Origin of the sequence: Phenylobacterium sp. CCH9-H3 (genome assembly GCF_001557235.1) — a bacterium.
Classification (GTDB): Bacteria; Pseudomonadota; Alphaproteobacteria; order Caulobacterales; family Caulobacteraceae; genus Phenylobacterium.
The window spans coordinates 33,628-48,836 of sequence record NZ_LSJI01000011.1; the positions used below are offsets into that span (position 1 = coordinate 33,628).

The 15,209-nt window shown below is 68.8% G+C and carries 15 protein-coding genes; 4 read left to right on the forward strand and 11 right to left on the reverse strand.

Translation table 11 applies throughout. The features are described from left to right. The first annotated feature begins 11 nt into the window (after positions 1–11). Positions 12–1,547, forward strand: coding sequence for a hypothetical protein (locus AX721_RS00475; protein WP_156466931.1), 1,536 nt, complete (start codon positions 12–14; stop codon positions 1,545–1,547). Here the strand turns inward: AX721_RS00475 and AX721_RS00480 are convergent. The 6 genes from AX721_RS00480 to AX721_RS00505 form a co-directional block, all read right to left on the reverse strand. Further along, a complete protein-coding gene (locus AX721_RS00480) occupies positions 1,540–1,959 on the reverse strand; it encodes a thioesterase family protein (protein ID WP_068873964.1) in 420 nt (139 codons plus the stop codon). The two genes, AX721_RS00475 and AX721_RS00480, sit on opposite strands and share 8 nt — an antisense overlap. A gap of 9 nt (positions 1,960–1,968) precedes the next feature. Further along, positions 1,969–2,316, reverse strand: coding sequence for a Grx4 family monothiol glutaredoxin (gene grxD, locus AX721_RS00485; protein WP_068873965.1), 348 nt, complete (start codon positions 2,314–2,316; stop codon positions 1,969–1,971). Positions 2,317–2,383: 67 nt separating this feature from the next. Continuing rightward, positions 2,384–2,617, reverse strand: a complete 234-nt coding sequence (locus AX721_RS00490; RefSeq protein ID WP_068873966.1) for a BolA family protein — start codon at positions 2,615–2,617, stop codon at positions 2,384–2,386. 20 nt (positions 2,618–2,637) lie between these two features. Next, entirely contained in the window at positions 2,638–3,255 is a 618-nt protein-coding gene (locus AX721_RS00495; RefSeq protein WP_068873967.1) for a LysE family translocator, read from the reverse strand. Positions 3,256–3,262: 7 nt separating this feature from the next. Next, the gene (locus AX721_RS00500; protein ID WP_068873968.1) at positions 3,263–3,742 is read right to left on the reverse strand and encodes a hypothetical protein; all 480 of its coding nucleotides are present in this window, start codon (positions 3,740–3,742) and stop codon (positions 3,263–3,265) included. Positions 3,743–3,823: 81 nt separating this feature from the next. After that, positions 3,824–5,056: a serine hydrolase gene (locus AX721_RS00505; protein ID WP_068873969.1), complete on the reverse strand. Its 1,233-nt coding sequence runs from the start codon at positions 5,054–5,056 to the stop codon at positions 3,824–3,826. An 87-nt stretch (positions 5,057–5,143) separates the two neighbouring features. On the opposite strand from AX721_RS00505, the gene AX721_RS00510 reads away from it, so the two are divergent. The 3 genes from AX721_RS00510 to AX721_RS27725 all read left to right on the forward strand — a co-directional run bounded on the left by AX721_RS00510 (position 5,144) and on the right by AX721_RS27725 (position 7,568). After that, positions 5,144–5,626, forward strand: coding sequence for a CinA family protein (locus tag AX721_RS00510; RefSeq protein ID WP_068873970.1), 483 nt, complete (start codon positions 5,144–5,146; stop codon positions 5,624–5,626). Between the two features lie 76 nt (positions 5,627–5,702). Next, entirely contained in the window at positions 5,703–6,713 is a 1,011-nt protein-coding gene (locus AX721_RS00515; protein WP_068873971.1) for a helix-turn-helix domain-containing protein, read from the forward strand. A gap of 132 nt (positions 6,714–6,845) precedes the next feature. Beyond that, on the forward strand, positions 6,846–7,568 hold the full coding sequence (locus tag AX721_RS27725) for a PEPxxWA-CTERM sorting domain-containing protein (RefSeq protein ID WP_082765418.1): 723 nt from the start codon (positions 6,846–6,848) through the stop codon (positions 7,566–7,568). A gap of 39 nt (positions 7,569–7,607) precedes the next feature. Here the strand turns inward: AX721_RS27725 and AX721_RS00525 are convergent, their stop codons facing one another. From AX721_RS00525 to purL, 5 genes are all read right to left on the reverse strand, one after another. Beyond that, the gene (locus AX721_RS00525) at positions 7,608–10,280 is read right to left on the reverse strand and encodes a TonB-dependent receptor (RefSeq protein WP_068873973.1); all 2,673 of its coding nucleotides are present in this window, start codon (positions 10,278–10,280) and stop codon (positions 7,608–7,610) included. A 138-nt stretch (positions 10,281–10,418) separates the two neighbouring features. Next, positions 10,419–10,754, reverse strand: a complete 336-nt coding sequence (locus tag AX721_RS00530; RefSeq protein ID WP_068873974.1) for a DUF1905 domain-containing protein — start codon at positions 10,752–10,754, stop codon at positions 10,419–10,421. Beyond that, the gene (locus tag AX721_RS00535) at positions 10,751–11,794 is read right to left on the reverse strand and encodes an NADP-dependent oxidoreductase (RefSeq protein WP_068873975.1); all 1,044 of its coding nucleotides are present in this window, start codon (positions 11,792–11,794) and stop codon (positions 10,751–10,753) included. The genes AX721_RS00530 and AX721_RS00535 overlap by 4 nt, the downstream gene beginning before the upstream one ends. Further along, a complete protein-coding gene (locus AX721_RS00540; RefSeq protein WP_068873976.1) occupies positions 11,791–12,963 on the reverse strand; it encodes an alanine racemase in 1,173 nt (390 codons plus the stop codon). Before AX721_RS00540 ends, AX721_RS00535 begins: the two co-directional genes overlap by 4 nt. A gap of 48 nt (positions 12,964–13,011) precedes the next feature. After that, the gene (gene purL, locus AX721_RS00545) at positions 13,012–15,207 is read right to left on the reverse strand and encodes a phosphoribosylformylglycinamidine synthase subunit PurL (protein WP_068873977.1); all 2,196 of its coding nucleotides are present in this window, start codon (positions 15,205–15,207) and stop codon (positions 13,012–13,014) included. Between the last annotated feature and the right edge of the window lie 2 nt (positions 15,208–15,209).

A 15,209-nucleotide genomic window follows, 5' to 3' on the forward strand; every position in this document is an offset into this window, starting at 1 on the left:
GGGGGGCGATAGTGTTTCGAGTCGTTCTGCGCGCGCTGATGGGCGTGGCCGCGCTGCTGTTGCTGGCCGGGTCGGCCGAAGCCGCCTGGGTGCGGGTGGAGACTGACAGGTTCGTGGTTTACGGCCAAGGGGGCGAACAATCGGTTCGCGACTTCGCGACCAAGCTTACGACCTATGACTGGGTGCTACGCAACTTCCATCCGTCCACGAAGGACCGGAAGGCTGAAACCAAGGTTCAGGTCTTCCTCCTCGCGAGCCAGGATGACCTGAGGCGTGTGGAGCCACGTATCAGGAAGTATACGCGCGGCTTCTACAGGGCAATGAACGAAGGTGTGTTTGCCTTCGCCGTGAAGAACGGCGGAGGGCTGGATGCGGACGACGTTCTTTTCCACGAATACGCGCATCATTTCATGCTGGAGAACTTCCCGTCTGCATACCCGGCTTGGTTCGTCGAGGGCTGGGCTGAGTATTTCATGACGACCGAGATCACCAAGGATCGGGTCAGGATCGGTGGTTACAATCCCGCGCGCGCCAATGCCATCTTCGCCGAGACCTGGCTGCCCTTGGAGGATTTGCTCTCCAGAACGACCGCTGAGACGCGTCCGGAGAGGACGAATGCCTACTACTCCCAGGCCTGGCTGCTCACGCACTACATGCGCAGCGACGACACCCGCGCGCGGCAGCTCGATCAGGCGCTCAGAGCGATCGCCGACGGCAAAGATCCGATTCAATCATTTCAGGTCGCCACCGGAGGAACGCTGGCCGAACTCTCTGCGTCGTTGAGGAAGTACCGCAGGCTGCAGACCATCAGCATAGACAACCCCGGCCTTGCGCCACGAATGGCCGTAACGGTGCTGCCCCGGAGCGCCGACGACCTTCTGCTCGACAACCTGCGGCTCGTACTGTCGCCGACCGGGCGCGTCGACGCCGGGCTTCTGGCCGGTATTCGCCGCAAGGCCGCGAAGCACCCTGGCGATCGTCTCGCGGAGCAGACGCTTGCGCGCGCCGAGTTCGTGATGGGTGATGTGGCTCTCGGCGAATCCATCATGAAGCGACGCCTCGAGGCCAAACCCGACGATCTGGAAGATCTGCTGTTGGCGGGGACGGGTCAGGTGATGGCGGGGATGCGGACGGAAAGCGAACGAGACGTGCGCTATCGTGCGGCCCGGCCGCTGCTGGCCAAGGCTTACCAACTGGACAAAGGGGACTTTCGCACTCTCTTTGCCTATGCGCTCAGCCGCTCGATCGAGCCTACGTTTCCGACCGAAAACGATCTGGCCGCGCTGGCCGAAGCTCGCTACCCGGCGCCTGCGGTGCAGGAGAGCTCGTTTCGCCTGGGCATGGCGCTCTTGCAGAAGGGGCGCCGCGAGGATGCGGCGAACGTGCTGGCGCCGGTGATCAACAGTCCGCACGGCGGCCGCGCTGCGGAACAGGCCCGCACTCTGTTGAACCAGGGCCGCATCGGCAAGCTAGACCTCACCGAGCCGGATGAGGACGAGCCGCCGCCGCCGCCGCCGTCAGGGCCGGCCGCGCCGGCCCCTAGGTGAACATCTCCGGGATCCAGTCGGGCACGCGGCGCGGGCGGCCGGTGGCCTGTTCGATGAGGACCCAGGTGGTGTGGACCTGGGCGCACATCTGCCCGTCGGGCCCGTCGATGCGGATGAAGCGGTCGAACCGCGGTCCGCTGGGCGCCGCGGCGACCCAGGTCCGTCCCTGGGCGGTCTCGCCGGGCAGCAGGGCGCGGCGGTAGTCGACCTCGTGGCGGAGGGCGATCCAGGCCCACTTGGCCTGAGCGTCCGCGGGGGCGCGGCTCTTCCAGTGGGCGACGCCCATGTCCTGGGCCCAGCGCAGGTAGACCACGTTGTTGACGTGGCCGTTCTCATCGACGTCGTCCGGGGTCGGCTCGAACGTCAGGCGGAAGACCTGCCGGCCCTCCGGCGGTTCGAGCAGCTTGGTCACGCGCCGGTCTTAAGCGTCGGTGAGGAGGCCCTGCTCTTGCAGCATGGTCTTGAGCTCACCCGACTGGAACATCTCCTTGACGATGTCGCAGCCGCCCACGAACTCGCCCTTCACATAGAGCTGCGGGATCGTCGGCCAGTCGGAGAAGGTCTTGATGCCTTCGCGCAGCGGCTCGCTCTGCAGCACGTCCACGCCGACGAACTCCACGCCGAGGTGGTCGAGGATCTGGACCGTCACCGCGGAGAAGCCGCAGCGGGGCTGTTCCGGCTCGCCCTTCATGAACAGGATCACCGGATGCTCGGCCACGGACTTGGCGATCCAGTCGTGGACGGGGTTCTGGGTGGCGGTGTCGGTCATCGGACGCCCTTTCGGCGCAAAGTCTTGGCCCAAGAGCTAGGGAGCCGTGGGCGCGGGGTCAAGCGCGTCAGGCTGGCGCGGAGGTCTCCAGCGCCAGGGCGTGCAGTTCGCCGCCCATCCGGCCCTTCAATGCGGCGTAGACGAGCTGGTGCTGGCGCACGCGCGGCAGGCCCTTGAAGGCGGACGACACGATGCGGGCCTTGTAGTGGTCGCCGTCGCCGGCCAGGTCCGTGATTTCGATCTCGGCGTCGGGGAAGCCCTCGCGCAGCGCGGCCTCCAGGTCGGGTTGGGACATCGGCATGACGCCGACTTAGGCCGAGGTCAGCCCGAGGTCCAGAGCAGGGAGAGCCCGAACGCGCCCATCAGGCCCGCCGCGCCCCGGTCCAGGGGCTTCTGGGCCCGCGCATACGCCTGGGCGGCGCGAAGGGCGGAAAAGGCCAGCGCCAGGCCCGTCTGCCAGGCGAGGCAGGTGACGGTGACCACGGCGACGGCCGCCCAATGCACCCAATGCGGCGTCTCCGGACCGACATAGGCGGAAAAGACGCTGGCGAAGAACAGGACGGACTTGGGGTTGGTCAGGCAGATCGCCAGGCCCTGCCAGAAGGCGGCCCGCGTCGCGCCGGGCGGCGGCTCGGCCGCCTCGGGCTCCGGCTTGGCGCGCCAGAGGGCGATGGCGAACCAGATCAGGTAGAGGCCGCCCACCACGCGCAGGATCTTGTAGAGCCACGGCGCGGCGGCCAGCACGGCGGCCAGGCCCACTGCGGCGGCCACGCACCAGATCACGCAGCCCAACGTCGTGCCGAGCGCCGTGGCCAGCGCCGGCCCACGCCCACGGCGCATGGCGATCCGCATCGTCAGGAAGTTCGATGGCCCCGGGATCACCGAGGTTCCCAGCGCCAGCAGGAAGAGGGCGCCCAGGGAGATGATGTGTTCGGTCATGGTCCCTTCAGGCCGTGCGTGTGAAGGCCATGATCCAGTTGGTCTCCCAGGTCTGGCCGTCGTCGTACGAGAAGGCCTGGCTCCAGCGGGCGGAGGCCGAGGTGATCTCCTCCCAGCGATAGACCACCTTCACCGGCCGGTCGCCGTCCACATCCTCGCCGTAGAACAGGCCAATGCCGTTCTGGAAGCGGCCGAAGACCGGATCCTGCAGCGTACCGGTCTGGCTGTTCACCCAGTAGATGGCCCAGAGACCACTCGCCACATCGAAGGTGCGGAACGAGAGACCCTGGAAGCCGCGCTCGGGGAAATCGTTCTCGTCGACGTTGCACAGGCCGCCCATCAGGCCCTGGCAGAAGGTCGTGCCGTGGAAGACGTCCCAGTCCTGCGCGCCGACCCCCCGCGCCTTGAGGCGGCGATGCTCCACGGCCCAGCGGCCGTAGAGGAAGTGGAAGTCGCGCCGACCGTCGTCGTGGGCGTCGTAAGCCATGTGATGTCCCTCGCTCTTGGGGACAGGCATAGCCGGCGGCTGCTGACACCTGCGTGTCAGCAGCGCGCGACGCGCAGAGCATCAGTCGATGATCGCGGAGTAGATGATGTTCTTGAGCTGGCCGCGGAAGTTGAAGGTGCCGGAGGGCATGAGCTGGGTCATGAACACCACGCAAAGGTCTTCTTTCGGATCGACCCAGAAGATCGTCGAGGCCGCTCCGCCCCAGTAGTAGTCGCCGCTGCCGAGGCCACCCGACTCCACCTCGCCCAGGGTGGAGGCGAAGCCCAGGCCGAAGCCGACGCCGTCGTAGGCGGTCTCGGAGAAGCCGCCGATGGCCAGGTCGGTCAGCTGCTTGCCGCCGGGCAGATGGTTCATGTGCATGAGGGCGATGGTCCGCGGCCCCAGCACCCGGTGTCCGTCCAGCTCGCCGCCCCGCCGCAGCATCTCGCAGAACCGCAGGTAGTCGGCGCTGGTCCCGGTCAGGCCGCCGCCGCCGGACTTGAAGCCGGGCTCGTAGTTGAAGCCGGAGGTTTCGGGATCGTCGATCAGCTTGAGCTTCTTGTCCGGCCCGCGCTGATAGTTGGCGGCGAAGCGGCCCTTCTTCTCCGGCGCCACCTGGAAGGCGGTGTCCTTCATGCCGAGCGGCTGGAAGATCATCTCGTCCAGGTACTGCGCGAACGGCTTGCCGGAGATGATCTCGACCAGGGCGCCGCAGACATCGGTGGCCAGGGAATACATCCAGGCCGTGCCCGGCTGGTAGCGCAGCGGCACCTGGGCCAGCTTGTCCATGAACTGCATCATGGTGTCCGCGCCGCCGATCGAGCGGACCTTGAGCTCGCGGTAGATCTTGTCGATCGGATGCTGGATGCCGACGCCGGGCAGGCCGCCGCCGTAGGTGAAGCCGGCAGTGTGGGAGAGGACGTCGCGGAACGTCACCGGCCGGTTCGGCCGCTCGGTCTGCATGGCCTCGCCTTCGCCCGAGACCCAGACCCGATGGTTCTTCCACGACGGCACGTAGCGGGAGACGGGGTCGTTGAGCTGGAAATAGCCCTGCTCATAGAGCGTCATCAGCGCGACCGAGGTGATCGGCTTGGTCATGGAATAGATGCGATAGATCGTGTCGTCCCGGGTGGGTTTGCCGCGCTCGGCGTCCATCAGGCCGAGCGAGCGGAAGTAGGCGAGGTGCCCGTGGCGGGCGACGCTGACCTGGCAGCCGGCGATCTTGCCGGAGGCGATATAGTTGCGTTCCAGATGCTCGGTGATGCGTTCCAGGCGGCCGGCGTCGAGGCCGGTCCACTGCGACTGGGCGTCCATCCAAAATTCCTCCCGGCAGTATGGCTTTCTCTTGAATGACGGCATCATGACCGCCGAACAGGTGTTTGGCCAAGGGGCGAGGGACGGATGGACGAGCTGGAGGCCCTGGCGGCCGAGATCGGCGAGGCGCTGAAGGCGCGGGGCGAGAAGGTCGCCGTGGCGGAGAGTTCGTCCGGAGGGCTGATCTCGGCGGCGCTGCTCAGCGTGCCGGGCGCCAGCGCCTACTACCTGGGCGGGGCGGTGGTCTATACGCCCAAGGCCCGGGTGCTGCTCACCGACATTCCCCGCGAGGCGCTGGAGGGCATGCGCTCGGCCAGCGAACCCTACGCCCTGCTGCTGGCCCGCAACCAAGTGGAGCGCTACGGGGCGACCTGGGGCGTCTCCGAAACCGGCGCGGCGGGGCCGACCGGCAACGCTTACGGCGATGCCGCGGGCCACACCTGCGTGGCCGTGTCGGGCCCGGTGGAGGCGGTGCTGACCATCGAGACTGGATCGAGCGACCGGTCGGCCAACATGCGCGCATTCGCCGCCGCAGCGCTGGACCTTCTGAAACGCGCGATCGCGGATTGAGGCCGCTGGGCCTGCCGAGCCTTCCGGCGCAGCGATTCTGGGCTAACGCTGCGGGCTGCATTCGGAAACCCGGGTCTTGGCCGACAGCATCCCCTTTCTGAGCTTCGAGAGCGCGGACGTGCCGCCGGGCGAGGGGCGGGTGCGCTGGGCCGCCTTGGTCGGCGCTTATGACGTGACTCTGCCGGAGGGGCAGGTCGAGGCGGACTTCGCCGTCTCGTCGGAATCCTGGCTGCTGGGCGATATCGTGGTCACCCGGGGGCGCCTCACGCCCGTCGAGCTCGACCGCTCCGTGGCGAGGATCGCCGCCGACGGGCGGGACACCTTCACGTTCGGCCTGGTCACCCGCGGCCACCTGGCGGGCGAGTTCGACGGTCGGTCATGCGACCTGCGGCCGGGGCAGGTGTGCGTCATCGATTTCTCGCGGCCCTGGCAGGCCCGTTCGTCGCCGGCTGAGTTCATCCTGGTGGCGGCGCCCCGGGCGGCCCTGATGGCGCTGGCGCCCCAGGTCCGCGACCTGCACGGCCGCCTCCTCGACGGCGCGACCGCCCGGATCCTGGCGGAACACTTCGCCGCCCTGGTCAGGCACCTTCCGGAAGCCAGGGCGGCCGATGTGCCGGTCATCCGGCGGACGACGCTGAGGATGATCGCCGAAAGCCTGGAATCCCTGGCGCCCGACAACGCCGATGGCCCGGATCTGCCGCAAGGGCGCATCGTCGGTCGGGTGCGCCGGCACATCGAGGACGAACTGGGCTCGGCCGACCTCTCGCCGGCGACCATCTGCAAGGCGCTGGGGGTCAGCCGCCCGACCCTCTATCGCGCCTTCAGGCCCAGCGGGGGCGTCGTCCGGCATATCCAGCGGCGGCGGCTGGAGGCCGTGCACGTGCTGCTGTCCGACCCGGCCGAAACGCGGGGGCTGGCGGAACTGGCCCAGGACTTCGGCTTCTCCAGCCATGCGCATTTCAGCACGGCCTTCCGGCGTCGCTTCGGCTACGCGCCGCGCGACCTGCGCGCAGGCGGCGCCAGCAGCTCGGTCGGCGGCGGGGCGCTGTTGTTCCAGACCTGGATGCTGGAGCTGAACAGCCGCTAGGCGGCGATTGAGACGCTGGTGAAAGCCGGGCGCGGGATTTTGAGACCCCCGCGGAACGTCGACGCGCCCGCGGCGGGCTACCTCTTGGGGGCGCGGGCCTCGGCTCGGCGCTGGCGGGCTGGGGGCAAGTGGATGTGGAAAGAACTCTGCGCGGCGCTTGCGGCCGCTGGACTGATGGCGTCGGCGTCCCCGGCGGGCGCGGCCGCCGTGCTGGACGTCAACAACTACAAGGCGTTCAGTCCGGTCTCTGGCTGGGAGGCCTCCTCCTACTATCAAGGTGGCCCGTTCCCGTTCGAGTACCTCACGACCACCCTTTACCAGACCTGGACCGTCGGTCTGTCCGGCTATCTCGCCGGCATCGACATCTATGGCCGGTACACAGGCGCCGACGGCGACTTCCGGGTTGAGGTCTTCAAGGGCGGCAATCCCACCGCCGCCGGCGCGTTCTCGAACGCCAACCTGCTGGGCGTGGTGAGCCGGCCGTTGGCGACACCTCAGCCCCCTGGCGCGGCGTACCTGATGTCGTTCGACTTCACGTCGGCGAACATCTTCGCCGAGGCCGGCGACAAGCTGACGTTCCGGATGAGCGTCGATCCCTGCGCGATGCGGACGTGCGTTCGCCGGTTCAGCACGATCCCGAACGGTTCGGGCGGCCAGACCACCAACGGCTATGCGGGGGGCGGCCTGTTCAGCAAGCAGGGCTTCGGCGCGATCACCGCGCTCAACACCGACGCCAATTTCCGGACCTTCATGGCGCCCGTGCCCGAGCCCGCGACCTGGGCGGTCATGATCGTGGGGTTCGCCCTGGCGGGTTCAGGCCTCCGCCGGCGCCGCGCGGAGGCCTCGGTGGCGTAGCGGACCCCCTCCGCCTTGTGGGGAGAGGGCCCGTCGCGGTCAGAACTGGATGTTGGCCCCGGCGAAGACGGTGCGGCCGCTGCTCGTCGTGTTCCACAGGCGCTTGGCCTGGGCGCCGTTGAACTGCTCCTCGCGTTCGTCGGTGAGGTTGACCCCGTCGATCGTCAGCCGGATCCGATCCGTCAGCTGGTAGAAGGCCGCTGCGTCGACGTAGGTGGTGGCCCGGAAGCCGCCGCCGTCGATCGGGTACTCGGACCGATAGTTGGCTGAGACCCGCGCCCCCCACTTCGGCGTCTCGTAGTAGAGCGTGACGTTGTAGGTCAGGTCGCTCATCCCGAAGATCTCGCCGGTCTCCCCGCTGGGATAGGTGGTCTTGGAGTCGATGAAGGTCACGTTGGCGACGACCCCCATGTCCTTCAGCGCGCCCGGCAGGAAGAAGAAGTCGCTCTGGGCGCTGAGTTCGACGCCCGTGAGCGTGGCGTCGTTCAGGTTGATGGGGCGGGTGAACTCGTTGACCAGCCGTGAGCCCGAGACGCCAGCGATCAGGTTGTCCGGCAGGCCCGTGCTGGAATACGGCACGTTGGTCACCCGCTGGCTGACCACGAACCCGTCGATCTTCTTGTGGAACAGGCCGGCGGAGACGATGCCGATGTCGCCGAAGTACCATTCCGCCGACAGGTCGAACTCGTCCGAGGTGTAGGGGTCGAGGTCGGGGTTGCCCACGTTGACGGTCAGGAAGCCGGTGGCGGAATCCAGGCTGACCGTGCCGTTCATGGCGTAGGCGGTGAGCGACGGCCGGTTGATGTTCTGCGCCGCCGCCAGCCGGATCTGGAGATTTTCGGTCACCTCCATCACCGCGTTGAAGGCCGGCAGCACGCCCGAATATTTCGACTTCACGCGGATCGGGCCGACATTGGCCGTGCCCGACGAGGTGAGCTCGGTCTCATAGGCGCGCAGGCCGAGATTGCCGCGGACGGTCCGGCCGAACAGGTTGCCGGTCCAATCGAGCTGGGCGTAAGCGGCCTTGGTGTCCTCCTCAACCGCGTAGATGGACCGGGGCGCGCCCAGGGTGCGGGTCACCCCGTACTTCGCCAGGGCCTTGTCCCAGTCGACGATCAGCCAGGACTGGTCGTCATGCTCGTCGAAGATCTCGTAGTAGTCGTTGACGCGGTCATCGAGGGTCCCGTTCTCCCAGGCCGTCTTCAGCAGGTCGTCCGTCGCCTGCTGGAAGCCCGAGTTGCGGAAGCCCCTGAACGAGGCGCCGGTCTTCAGCGTCGCCGCCTCGCTGATCACATAGGCCACGTTGAACTCCGCGTTCTCGAGTTTCGTGGACTGGTAGGTCGCCGAGAAATCGATCTCGTGGGCGCGGTAGTTGTTCGGGTCGGTGGTGTCCCACTTGTAGGTGTTGTGGGCGTTGTTCCCGCCGGCCGTGTAGTCGGTGATCAGGCCGCCGAACGCCTCGGTGTAGAACTTGTCCGAGACGGGGATATCGTAGTCCGAGGTCTCGCGGCCGATGTGGCCCGACACGCTGAGGCGCTCGGAGAGCTCCCACTCGCCGGTCAGCACCAGCTGGTCGAATTTGTTCTCCGTGCTCTGCCGGCGGGTCTCTGTGGCGAAGACCGTATTGTTCACGTCGGCGTAGGTCACCGAGTTGAACCGGTCGTAGCGGACCTCGTTCAGCCGCGGCGGCGGGGTGGTGATCCCCGAATGGCGGACCGAGCCGCCGAGGATCGTGGACGCCTGCGAGGCGCGCGTCGCCAGGTGCAGTTCGTTGCGGTCGTTGGTGAACTCGCCGTGGAGCGCGTCGAGGGTGAGGGTCATGTTCTCGACCGGCCGCCATTGTACGGCGGCGGTGAGGCCCAGACGTTCCTGATCGGAGCTCCAGACCGAGAGGCGGTTGCCCCGCTGGAAGACCAGCGTACCCGCATTGATGAGCGCCTGATCCGCGGCGCTGAGCCGCGAGATGTCCGTGCCGCCGGAGGTCACACGGCTGGGGGAATAGGTGTTGTAGCCCTGCTCTTCGGTCTCCCGCTTGGAATAGGCCGCCGAGATCAGCACCCCGAAACGGTCGTCCCAGTTGCGGCTGAGCATGCCGGCGAAGCGGGGCTGGAAGTCCTTGGTGGCCGAGTTGGTGCCGCCCTGCAGCGACAGCGCCGCGCGCGTGCCGTCGTAGGCGAACGGCTTGGCCGTATAGAGACCCACCGTACCGGCCATCCCGCCTTCGTCCTGTTCGGCCGAGAACGACTTGCGCACTTCAACCTTGGTGAAGAGCTCGGACGCGAAGATGTTGAAGTCGAAAGCCCGGTCCCGCGAGGTCTGGCCGCGGCTGTCCATCGGCGAATCGACGTTGCCCAGGACTTCCATCCCGTTGAGCTGCACGCGGGTGAAGTCGGGCCCCAGGCCACGCAGGCTGACCCGCCGGCCCTCGCCGCCCTCGCGGGTGATCGCCAGGCCGGGCAGGCGCTGCAGCGACTCCGCCAGGTTGAGATCGGGGAACTTGGCCATGTCCTCGGCCACGATGACGTCCGAGGTGACCTCGGCCGAGCGCTTCAGCTCGCGCGCCGCCGCGAGAGAGCCCCGGAACCCGGTCACCACCAGCTCCTCGACCTCGCCGCCCGCCGCCTCCTGGGCCTGGGCCCCGCCGCTCAGCAGCGCGAACGCAATGATGCTGGTCGCTGCGCCCGCGGCGAGCGTCTTCCTGGAATTGTACATGATGCCCCTACTGTCCAACGGCCCGCCGGGTCCGGCTCGCGGTCCGGCGGGTGGGAGGGCGTTAGAGGGGCCCGGTGACAGGCCTTTGATGGTTGCGGCACGGCTTTATGACTGGGCATTGGCCCGGCGGGCTGTCCGCTAGGCGCGCGCCGGCCGGCCGTTCCGCGGCCGAACCGCCATTTCGACGGCGACAGCATCGCCCGCGGTGATGTTCGCCTTGCGACGCACGGCGTCCTTGAGCGGCAGCAGATAGCCCCCGTCCTTGGGGAAGAGGGATGTCTCGAAGGCGACTTCGCCGATCCGCGCGTCCACCGGGACCACGCCCCACCCATAGCTTGCGGCGCGGGCGGCCTGACGGACCAGCTCCACCTGCTCGGTCGGCACGGCGGCGAAGAAATAGGGCGACGGGCCGCGCCAGTGGATCACCTCCGCTTCGAAGGCGATCGCGGCGAAAGCCTCGTCGTGCGGGATCATCCGCCCAGCGTCGGATCGTCCCCGACCCGGACCAGCATCTTGCCGAAATTGCCGCCCTTCAGCATCTCGGCGAAGGCGGCCGGGACGGTCTCGAGACCCTCGCGAATGTCTTCCAGGTAGCGGACCTTCCCGTCGGCGACCCACGGCGTCATGTCGGCCAGGAAGGCGTCGTGATGGGTCTCCACGTAGTCGCCCACGAAGAGGTTCTGCACGCGGACGCCCCGGGCCTCCGCCGCGGCCTTCTCCGCCGCGCCGGCGTTGACGTCGGCCGCGTCGCCATAGTGGGCGATGAGCCCGCAGATGGTCATCCGCGCGCCGGGATTGAACAGCGGCAGGACCGCCTCGAACACCGCCCCGCCCACGTTCTCGAAATAGACGTCGACCCCGGCGGGACAGGCGGCCTTGAGATCCTCCGCGAAGGTGGGGCTGAGGTGGCTGACGCAGGCGTCGAAGCCGAGATCCTCGATGACGAACCGGCACTTCTCCGGCCGGCCGGCGATGCCGACCACTCTGGCGCCCTTCAGCCGCGCGAGCTGCCCCGCGATCTGGCCTACGCCGCCGGACGCGGCCGAGACGACCACGGTGTCGCCCGGCTTCGGATCGCCCTGCAGGATCATGCCGGCGTAGGCGGTCAGGCCCAGCATGCCGAGGACGCCGACGGCGTGGGAGAGCTTGCCGCGCGTCGGATCGAGCTTGCGCGGGACCATATAGCCGGGGCGGGGCACGCCGTCGCCCATCAGGCCGTAGGCGGCCCAGCCGTTGGTGTTGAACACGAAGTCGCCGGCCTCGAGGCCATCGATATGACTTTCGACGACCTGGCTTACGGTCCGGGCATGGCAGGGGGCGCCCTTCGGCTCGACGCCGCGGCGCTTGTAGCCCCACTGATAGGGATCGAGGCTGACATAGATCGTCCGCGTCAGGGCCTGGCCAGGACCCGGCGCAGGGATGGGCCCTTCGCGCAGTTCGAAGGTGTCGGCGGCGGGCCAGGCGGGGACGGGCCTGTCGGCGAGCGTCCAGTAGCGGTTCACGGTATCGCTCATTGCGACGCCCCGCGGCCCTCGATGCGGACGATGTCGACCAGCACGTCGCCCTGGACCAGGTGCATCAGATCGTAGCGGTCGAGGGTGGGGTCGATGTGGCCCGGCGCCAGGGCCACGCGCTCGCCGCGCGCGACGGGCTCGCCGGCGGGCCGGCTGATCATGCCGTGCTCGTCGCCGAAGAAGCGATAGGCGCAGGCCGCGAACTTGGGGGTTAGCGGCTGGGGCATGGGGCCTTCGGTGGAGAAGGCCTTCAGCCCCGCGTCGAGTGTCACCCACTTCGGATGGTTGGCGCTGATCACCGTGGCGACGATGGTGGCGGCCTGTTCGAAGGCGCCGTCGGGATCGTCCTTCAGCGCGTCGCGGTACTCCTTGTCCATGAAGGCGTAGGAGCCAGGCTGGACCTCGTTCAGCACGCCCTGGGCGGCATCGGCGGCGAAGGTGCCCGTGCCGCCGCCGGTGACGACCTCGACGGTTCCGCCGGCCGCGCGGATGGCGGCGATGGCGGCCTGCAGCGCCTTCATCCCCTCGGCGGCGGCCGCGGCGCGGGCGTTGGCCCCCTGGATGTGCTGCCAGCCTCCGCCATACCCCTGGACGCCGAGCAGCTTCAGGTTCGGCTGGGCGAGGACCGCCCGCGCCACGGCGGCGGCCTGATCGGCGTCGTGGCAGCCGGTCCGGCCCATGCCCACGTCGATGTCGATCACCACCTGGATGGTCCCTTGCGCCGCAGCGCCCAGTTCGGCGGCGGCGTCGGGGTGGTCCACGACGATCCGGAAGTCCGGCAGATCCGCCGCCAGGCGGGCCGCGCGGGCGGCGTTGGCGGTTCCGGCGATGGGGGAGGTGACCAGGATCTGGCCCACGCCTGCGGCGGCCAGCGCCTCGGCCTCGGCCAGCTTGGCGCAGCAGACCCCCGCGGCGCCCGCGGCGATCTGGCGGCGGGCGAGGGCGGCGGTCTTGTGGGACTTGGCGTGGGGCCGCAGCGCCAAGCCGACCTGCGCCGCCCGCCGCGCCATCTTGGCGACGTTGCGGTCGAAGGCGTCGAGATCCAGGACCGCGGCGGGCGTGGGGATCAGGTCCGCGGAGCCCGGCTCGCCCAGGTGCGCCAGGGCGAAGGCTACATGCGGCCGCGCGGCGAGGGGGCCCAAGCGGTCGCGGACGGCGTCTCGGTTCATGTCAGCCCCTTGGAACTCGCCGCGACCGCCCGATCTCGAAACGCCGCCTCAGTCGCCCATGAAGGCCGGCATCCAACCCTCGTGGGCCTTGCGGAGTTCGGCAAGCGGAAGGTCGAGCGCGGCCTCGATGCGGATCGCCTCGCCGCCGGCTTCGCCCAGGATGGCGGCCGGAACGCCCGCCGCCCGGCAGGCGGTGAGCACCGGCGTCGGATCGTTGAGGGCCACAAGGTAACGGGCCTGGTCCTCGGCGAAGAGGGTGACCCAGGGCACGCCCTCCAGCCGCAGGTCGCAGCCGACGTTCGAGGCCAGGCACATCTCGCAGAGCGCCGCGGCCAGGCCGCCGTCCGACAGGTCGTGGACCGTCTGGAGCTGGCCCGACTGGATCAGGCCGCGGACCACGTCGCCGGTCCTGCGCTCCAGGGCCAGGTCCACCGGCGGCGGCGCCCCATCCTCGCGGCCGGCGATCTCGCGCAGGTACATGGAGGCGCCGAGCTCGCCCCTGGTGGCGCCGATCAGCACCAGGACGTCGCCGGCCTTGAGCGACCCGAAGTCCGCGCGGCGGGCATAGTCGGCGATCAGGCCCACGCCGCCCACGGTGGGGGTGGGGGGGATCGCCGCGCCATTGGTCTCGTTGTAGAGGCTGACGTTCCCGCTCACGACCGGGAAGTCGAGGGCCGCGCAGGCCTCGGCCATGCCCTCGATGGCGCGGACGATCTGGCCCATGATCTCGGGCCGCTCGGGGTTGCCGAAGTTCAGGTTGTCGGTGATCGCGATGGGGGTCGCGCCCACGGCGGTGAGGTTGCGCCACGCCTCGGCGACGGCTTGCTTGCCGCCCTCGTAGGGATCGTTCTGGACATAGCGCGGCGTGACGTCGGAGGTGACGGCCAGGGCCTTCTTCGTGCCGTGCACCCGCACGATGCCCGCATCCGCGCCGGTGGCGGAATCCTCCAGCGTGTCGGCCATGACGTGGCGGTCGTACTGTTCCCAGAGCCAGCGCTTGGACGCCATGTCGGGGGCGGACATCAGCTTCAGCACCGCGGCCTTGAGGTCGCCCGGCGTCGGGGCGTCGGCCAGCTCGATCCGCGGCTGCAGCGCCGGGGCGACCCAGGGGCGGTCGTAGAGCGGGGCGTCGTCGAACAGCGGCGCCAGGGGCACGTCGGCGACGGTCTGGCCCTTGTGCTTCAGCACCAGATGGCCGGTGTCGGTGGTCTTGCCGATGATGGCGGCGTCCAGGCCCCACTTCTCGAAGATCGCGTGGCCTTCGGACTCCCGGCCCGGCTTCAGGATGGCCAGCATCCGCTCCTGGCTTTCCGACAGCATCATCTCGTAGGCGCTCATGCCCTCTTCGCGCTGGGGCACGGCGTCGAGGTCGAGCTCGATGCCCACGCCGCCCTTGCCGGCCATCTCGACCGATGAGGAGGTCAGCCCCGCCGCGCCCATGTCCTGGATCGCGGCGACGGCGCCGGTGGCCATCAGCTCCAGCGTGGCCTCGATCAGCAGCTTCTCGGCGAAGGGGTCGCCGACCTGGACCGTGGGGCGCTTCTCCTCCGACGCATCGTCGAACTCCTGGCTGGCCATGGTCGCGCCATGGATGCCGTCGCGGCCGGTCTTGGAGCCGAAATAGACGACCGAGAGACCCGCCGAGGGGGCGGCCGAGTAGAAGATCTTGTCCGCGTCGGCCAGGCCCACGCACATGGCGTTGACCAGGATGTTGCCGTCGTAGCCGCGGTGGAAATTGGTCTCGCCGGCCACGGTGGGCACGCCGACGCAGTTGCCGTAGCCGCCGATGCCGCTGACCACGCCCGAGACCAGCCGCTTGGTCTTCGGATGGCTGGGATCGCCGAAGCGCAGGGCGTTCAGCAGGGCCACCGGTCGCGCGCCCATGGTGAAGACGTCGCGCATGATGCCGCCCACGCCCGTCGCCGCGCCCTGGTAGGGCTCGATGTAGGAGGGGTGGTTGTGGCTCTCCATCTTGAAGATGCAGGCTTGGCCGTCGCCGATGTCGATGACGCCCGCGTTCTCGCCCGGGCCGCAGATCACCTTGGGGCCCGAGGTGGGAAACTTCACGAGGTGCTTCTTCGAGGATTTGTACGAGCAGTGCTCGGACCACATCACCGAGAAGACGCCCAGCTCGACATCGTTCGGCTCGCGGTTCAGGCGGCGGACGATGAGGTCGTATTCGTCGGCCTTCAGGCCGTACTCGGCGGCCTTTTCGGCCATGATCTTCGAAGGCGCGGCGCTCATGG

Bases quoted from the DNA above. Each gene is read 5' to 3' on its own strand.
- grxD (WP_068873965.1), bottom strand. From the start codon at position 2,316: ATGACCGACACCGCCACCCAGAACCCCGTCCACGACTGGATCGCCAAG.
- AX721_RS00490 (WP_068873966.1), bottom strand. From the start codon at position 2,617: ATGCCGATGTCCCAACCCGACCTGGAGGCCGCGCTGCGCGAGGGCTTC.
- AX721_RS00495 (WP_068873967.1), bottom strand. From the start codon at position 3,255: ATGACCGAACACATCATCTCCCTGGGCGCCCTCTTCCTGCTGGCGCTG.
- AX721_RS00500 (WP_068873968.1), bottom strand. From the start codon at position 3,742: ATGGCTTACGACGCCCACGACGACGGTCGGCGCGACTTCCACTTCCTC.
- AX721_RS00505 (WP_068873969.1), bottom strand. From the start codon at position 5,056: ATGGACGCCCAGTCGCAGTGGACCGGCCTCGACGCCGGCCGCCTGGAA.
- AX721_RS00510 (WP_068873970.1), top strand. From the start codon at position 5,144: ATGGACGAGCTGGAGGCCCTGGCGGCCGAGATCGGCGAGGCGCTGAAG.
- AX721_RS27725 (WP_082765418.1), top strand. From the start codon at position 6,846: ATGTGGAAAGAACTCTGCGCGGCGCTTGCGGCCGCTGGACTGATGGCG.
- AX721_RS00525 (WP_068873973.1), bottom strand. From the start codon at position 10,280: ATGTACAATTCCAGGAAGACGCTCGCCGCGGGCGCAGCGACCAGCATC.
- AX721_RS00530 (WP_068873974.1), bottom strand. From the start codon at position 10,754: ATGATCCCGCACGACGAGGCTTTCGCCGCGATCGCCTTCGAAGCGGAG.
- AX721_RS00535 (WP_068873975.1), bottom strand. From the start codon at position 11,794: ATGAGCGATACCGTGAACCGCTACTGGACGCTCGCCGACAGGCCCGTC.
- AX721_RS00540 (WP_068873976.1), bottom strand. From the start codon at position 12,963: ATGAACCGAGACGCCGTCCGCGACCGCTTGGGCCCCCTCGCCGCGCGG.
- purL (WP_068873977.1), bottom strand. From the start codon at position 15,207: ATGAGCGCCGCGCCTTCGAAGATCATGGCCGAAAAGGCCGCCGAGTAC.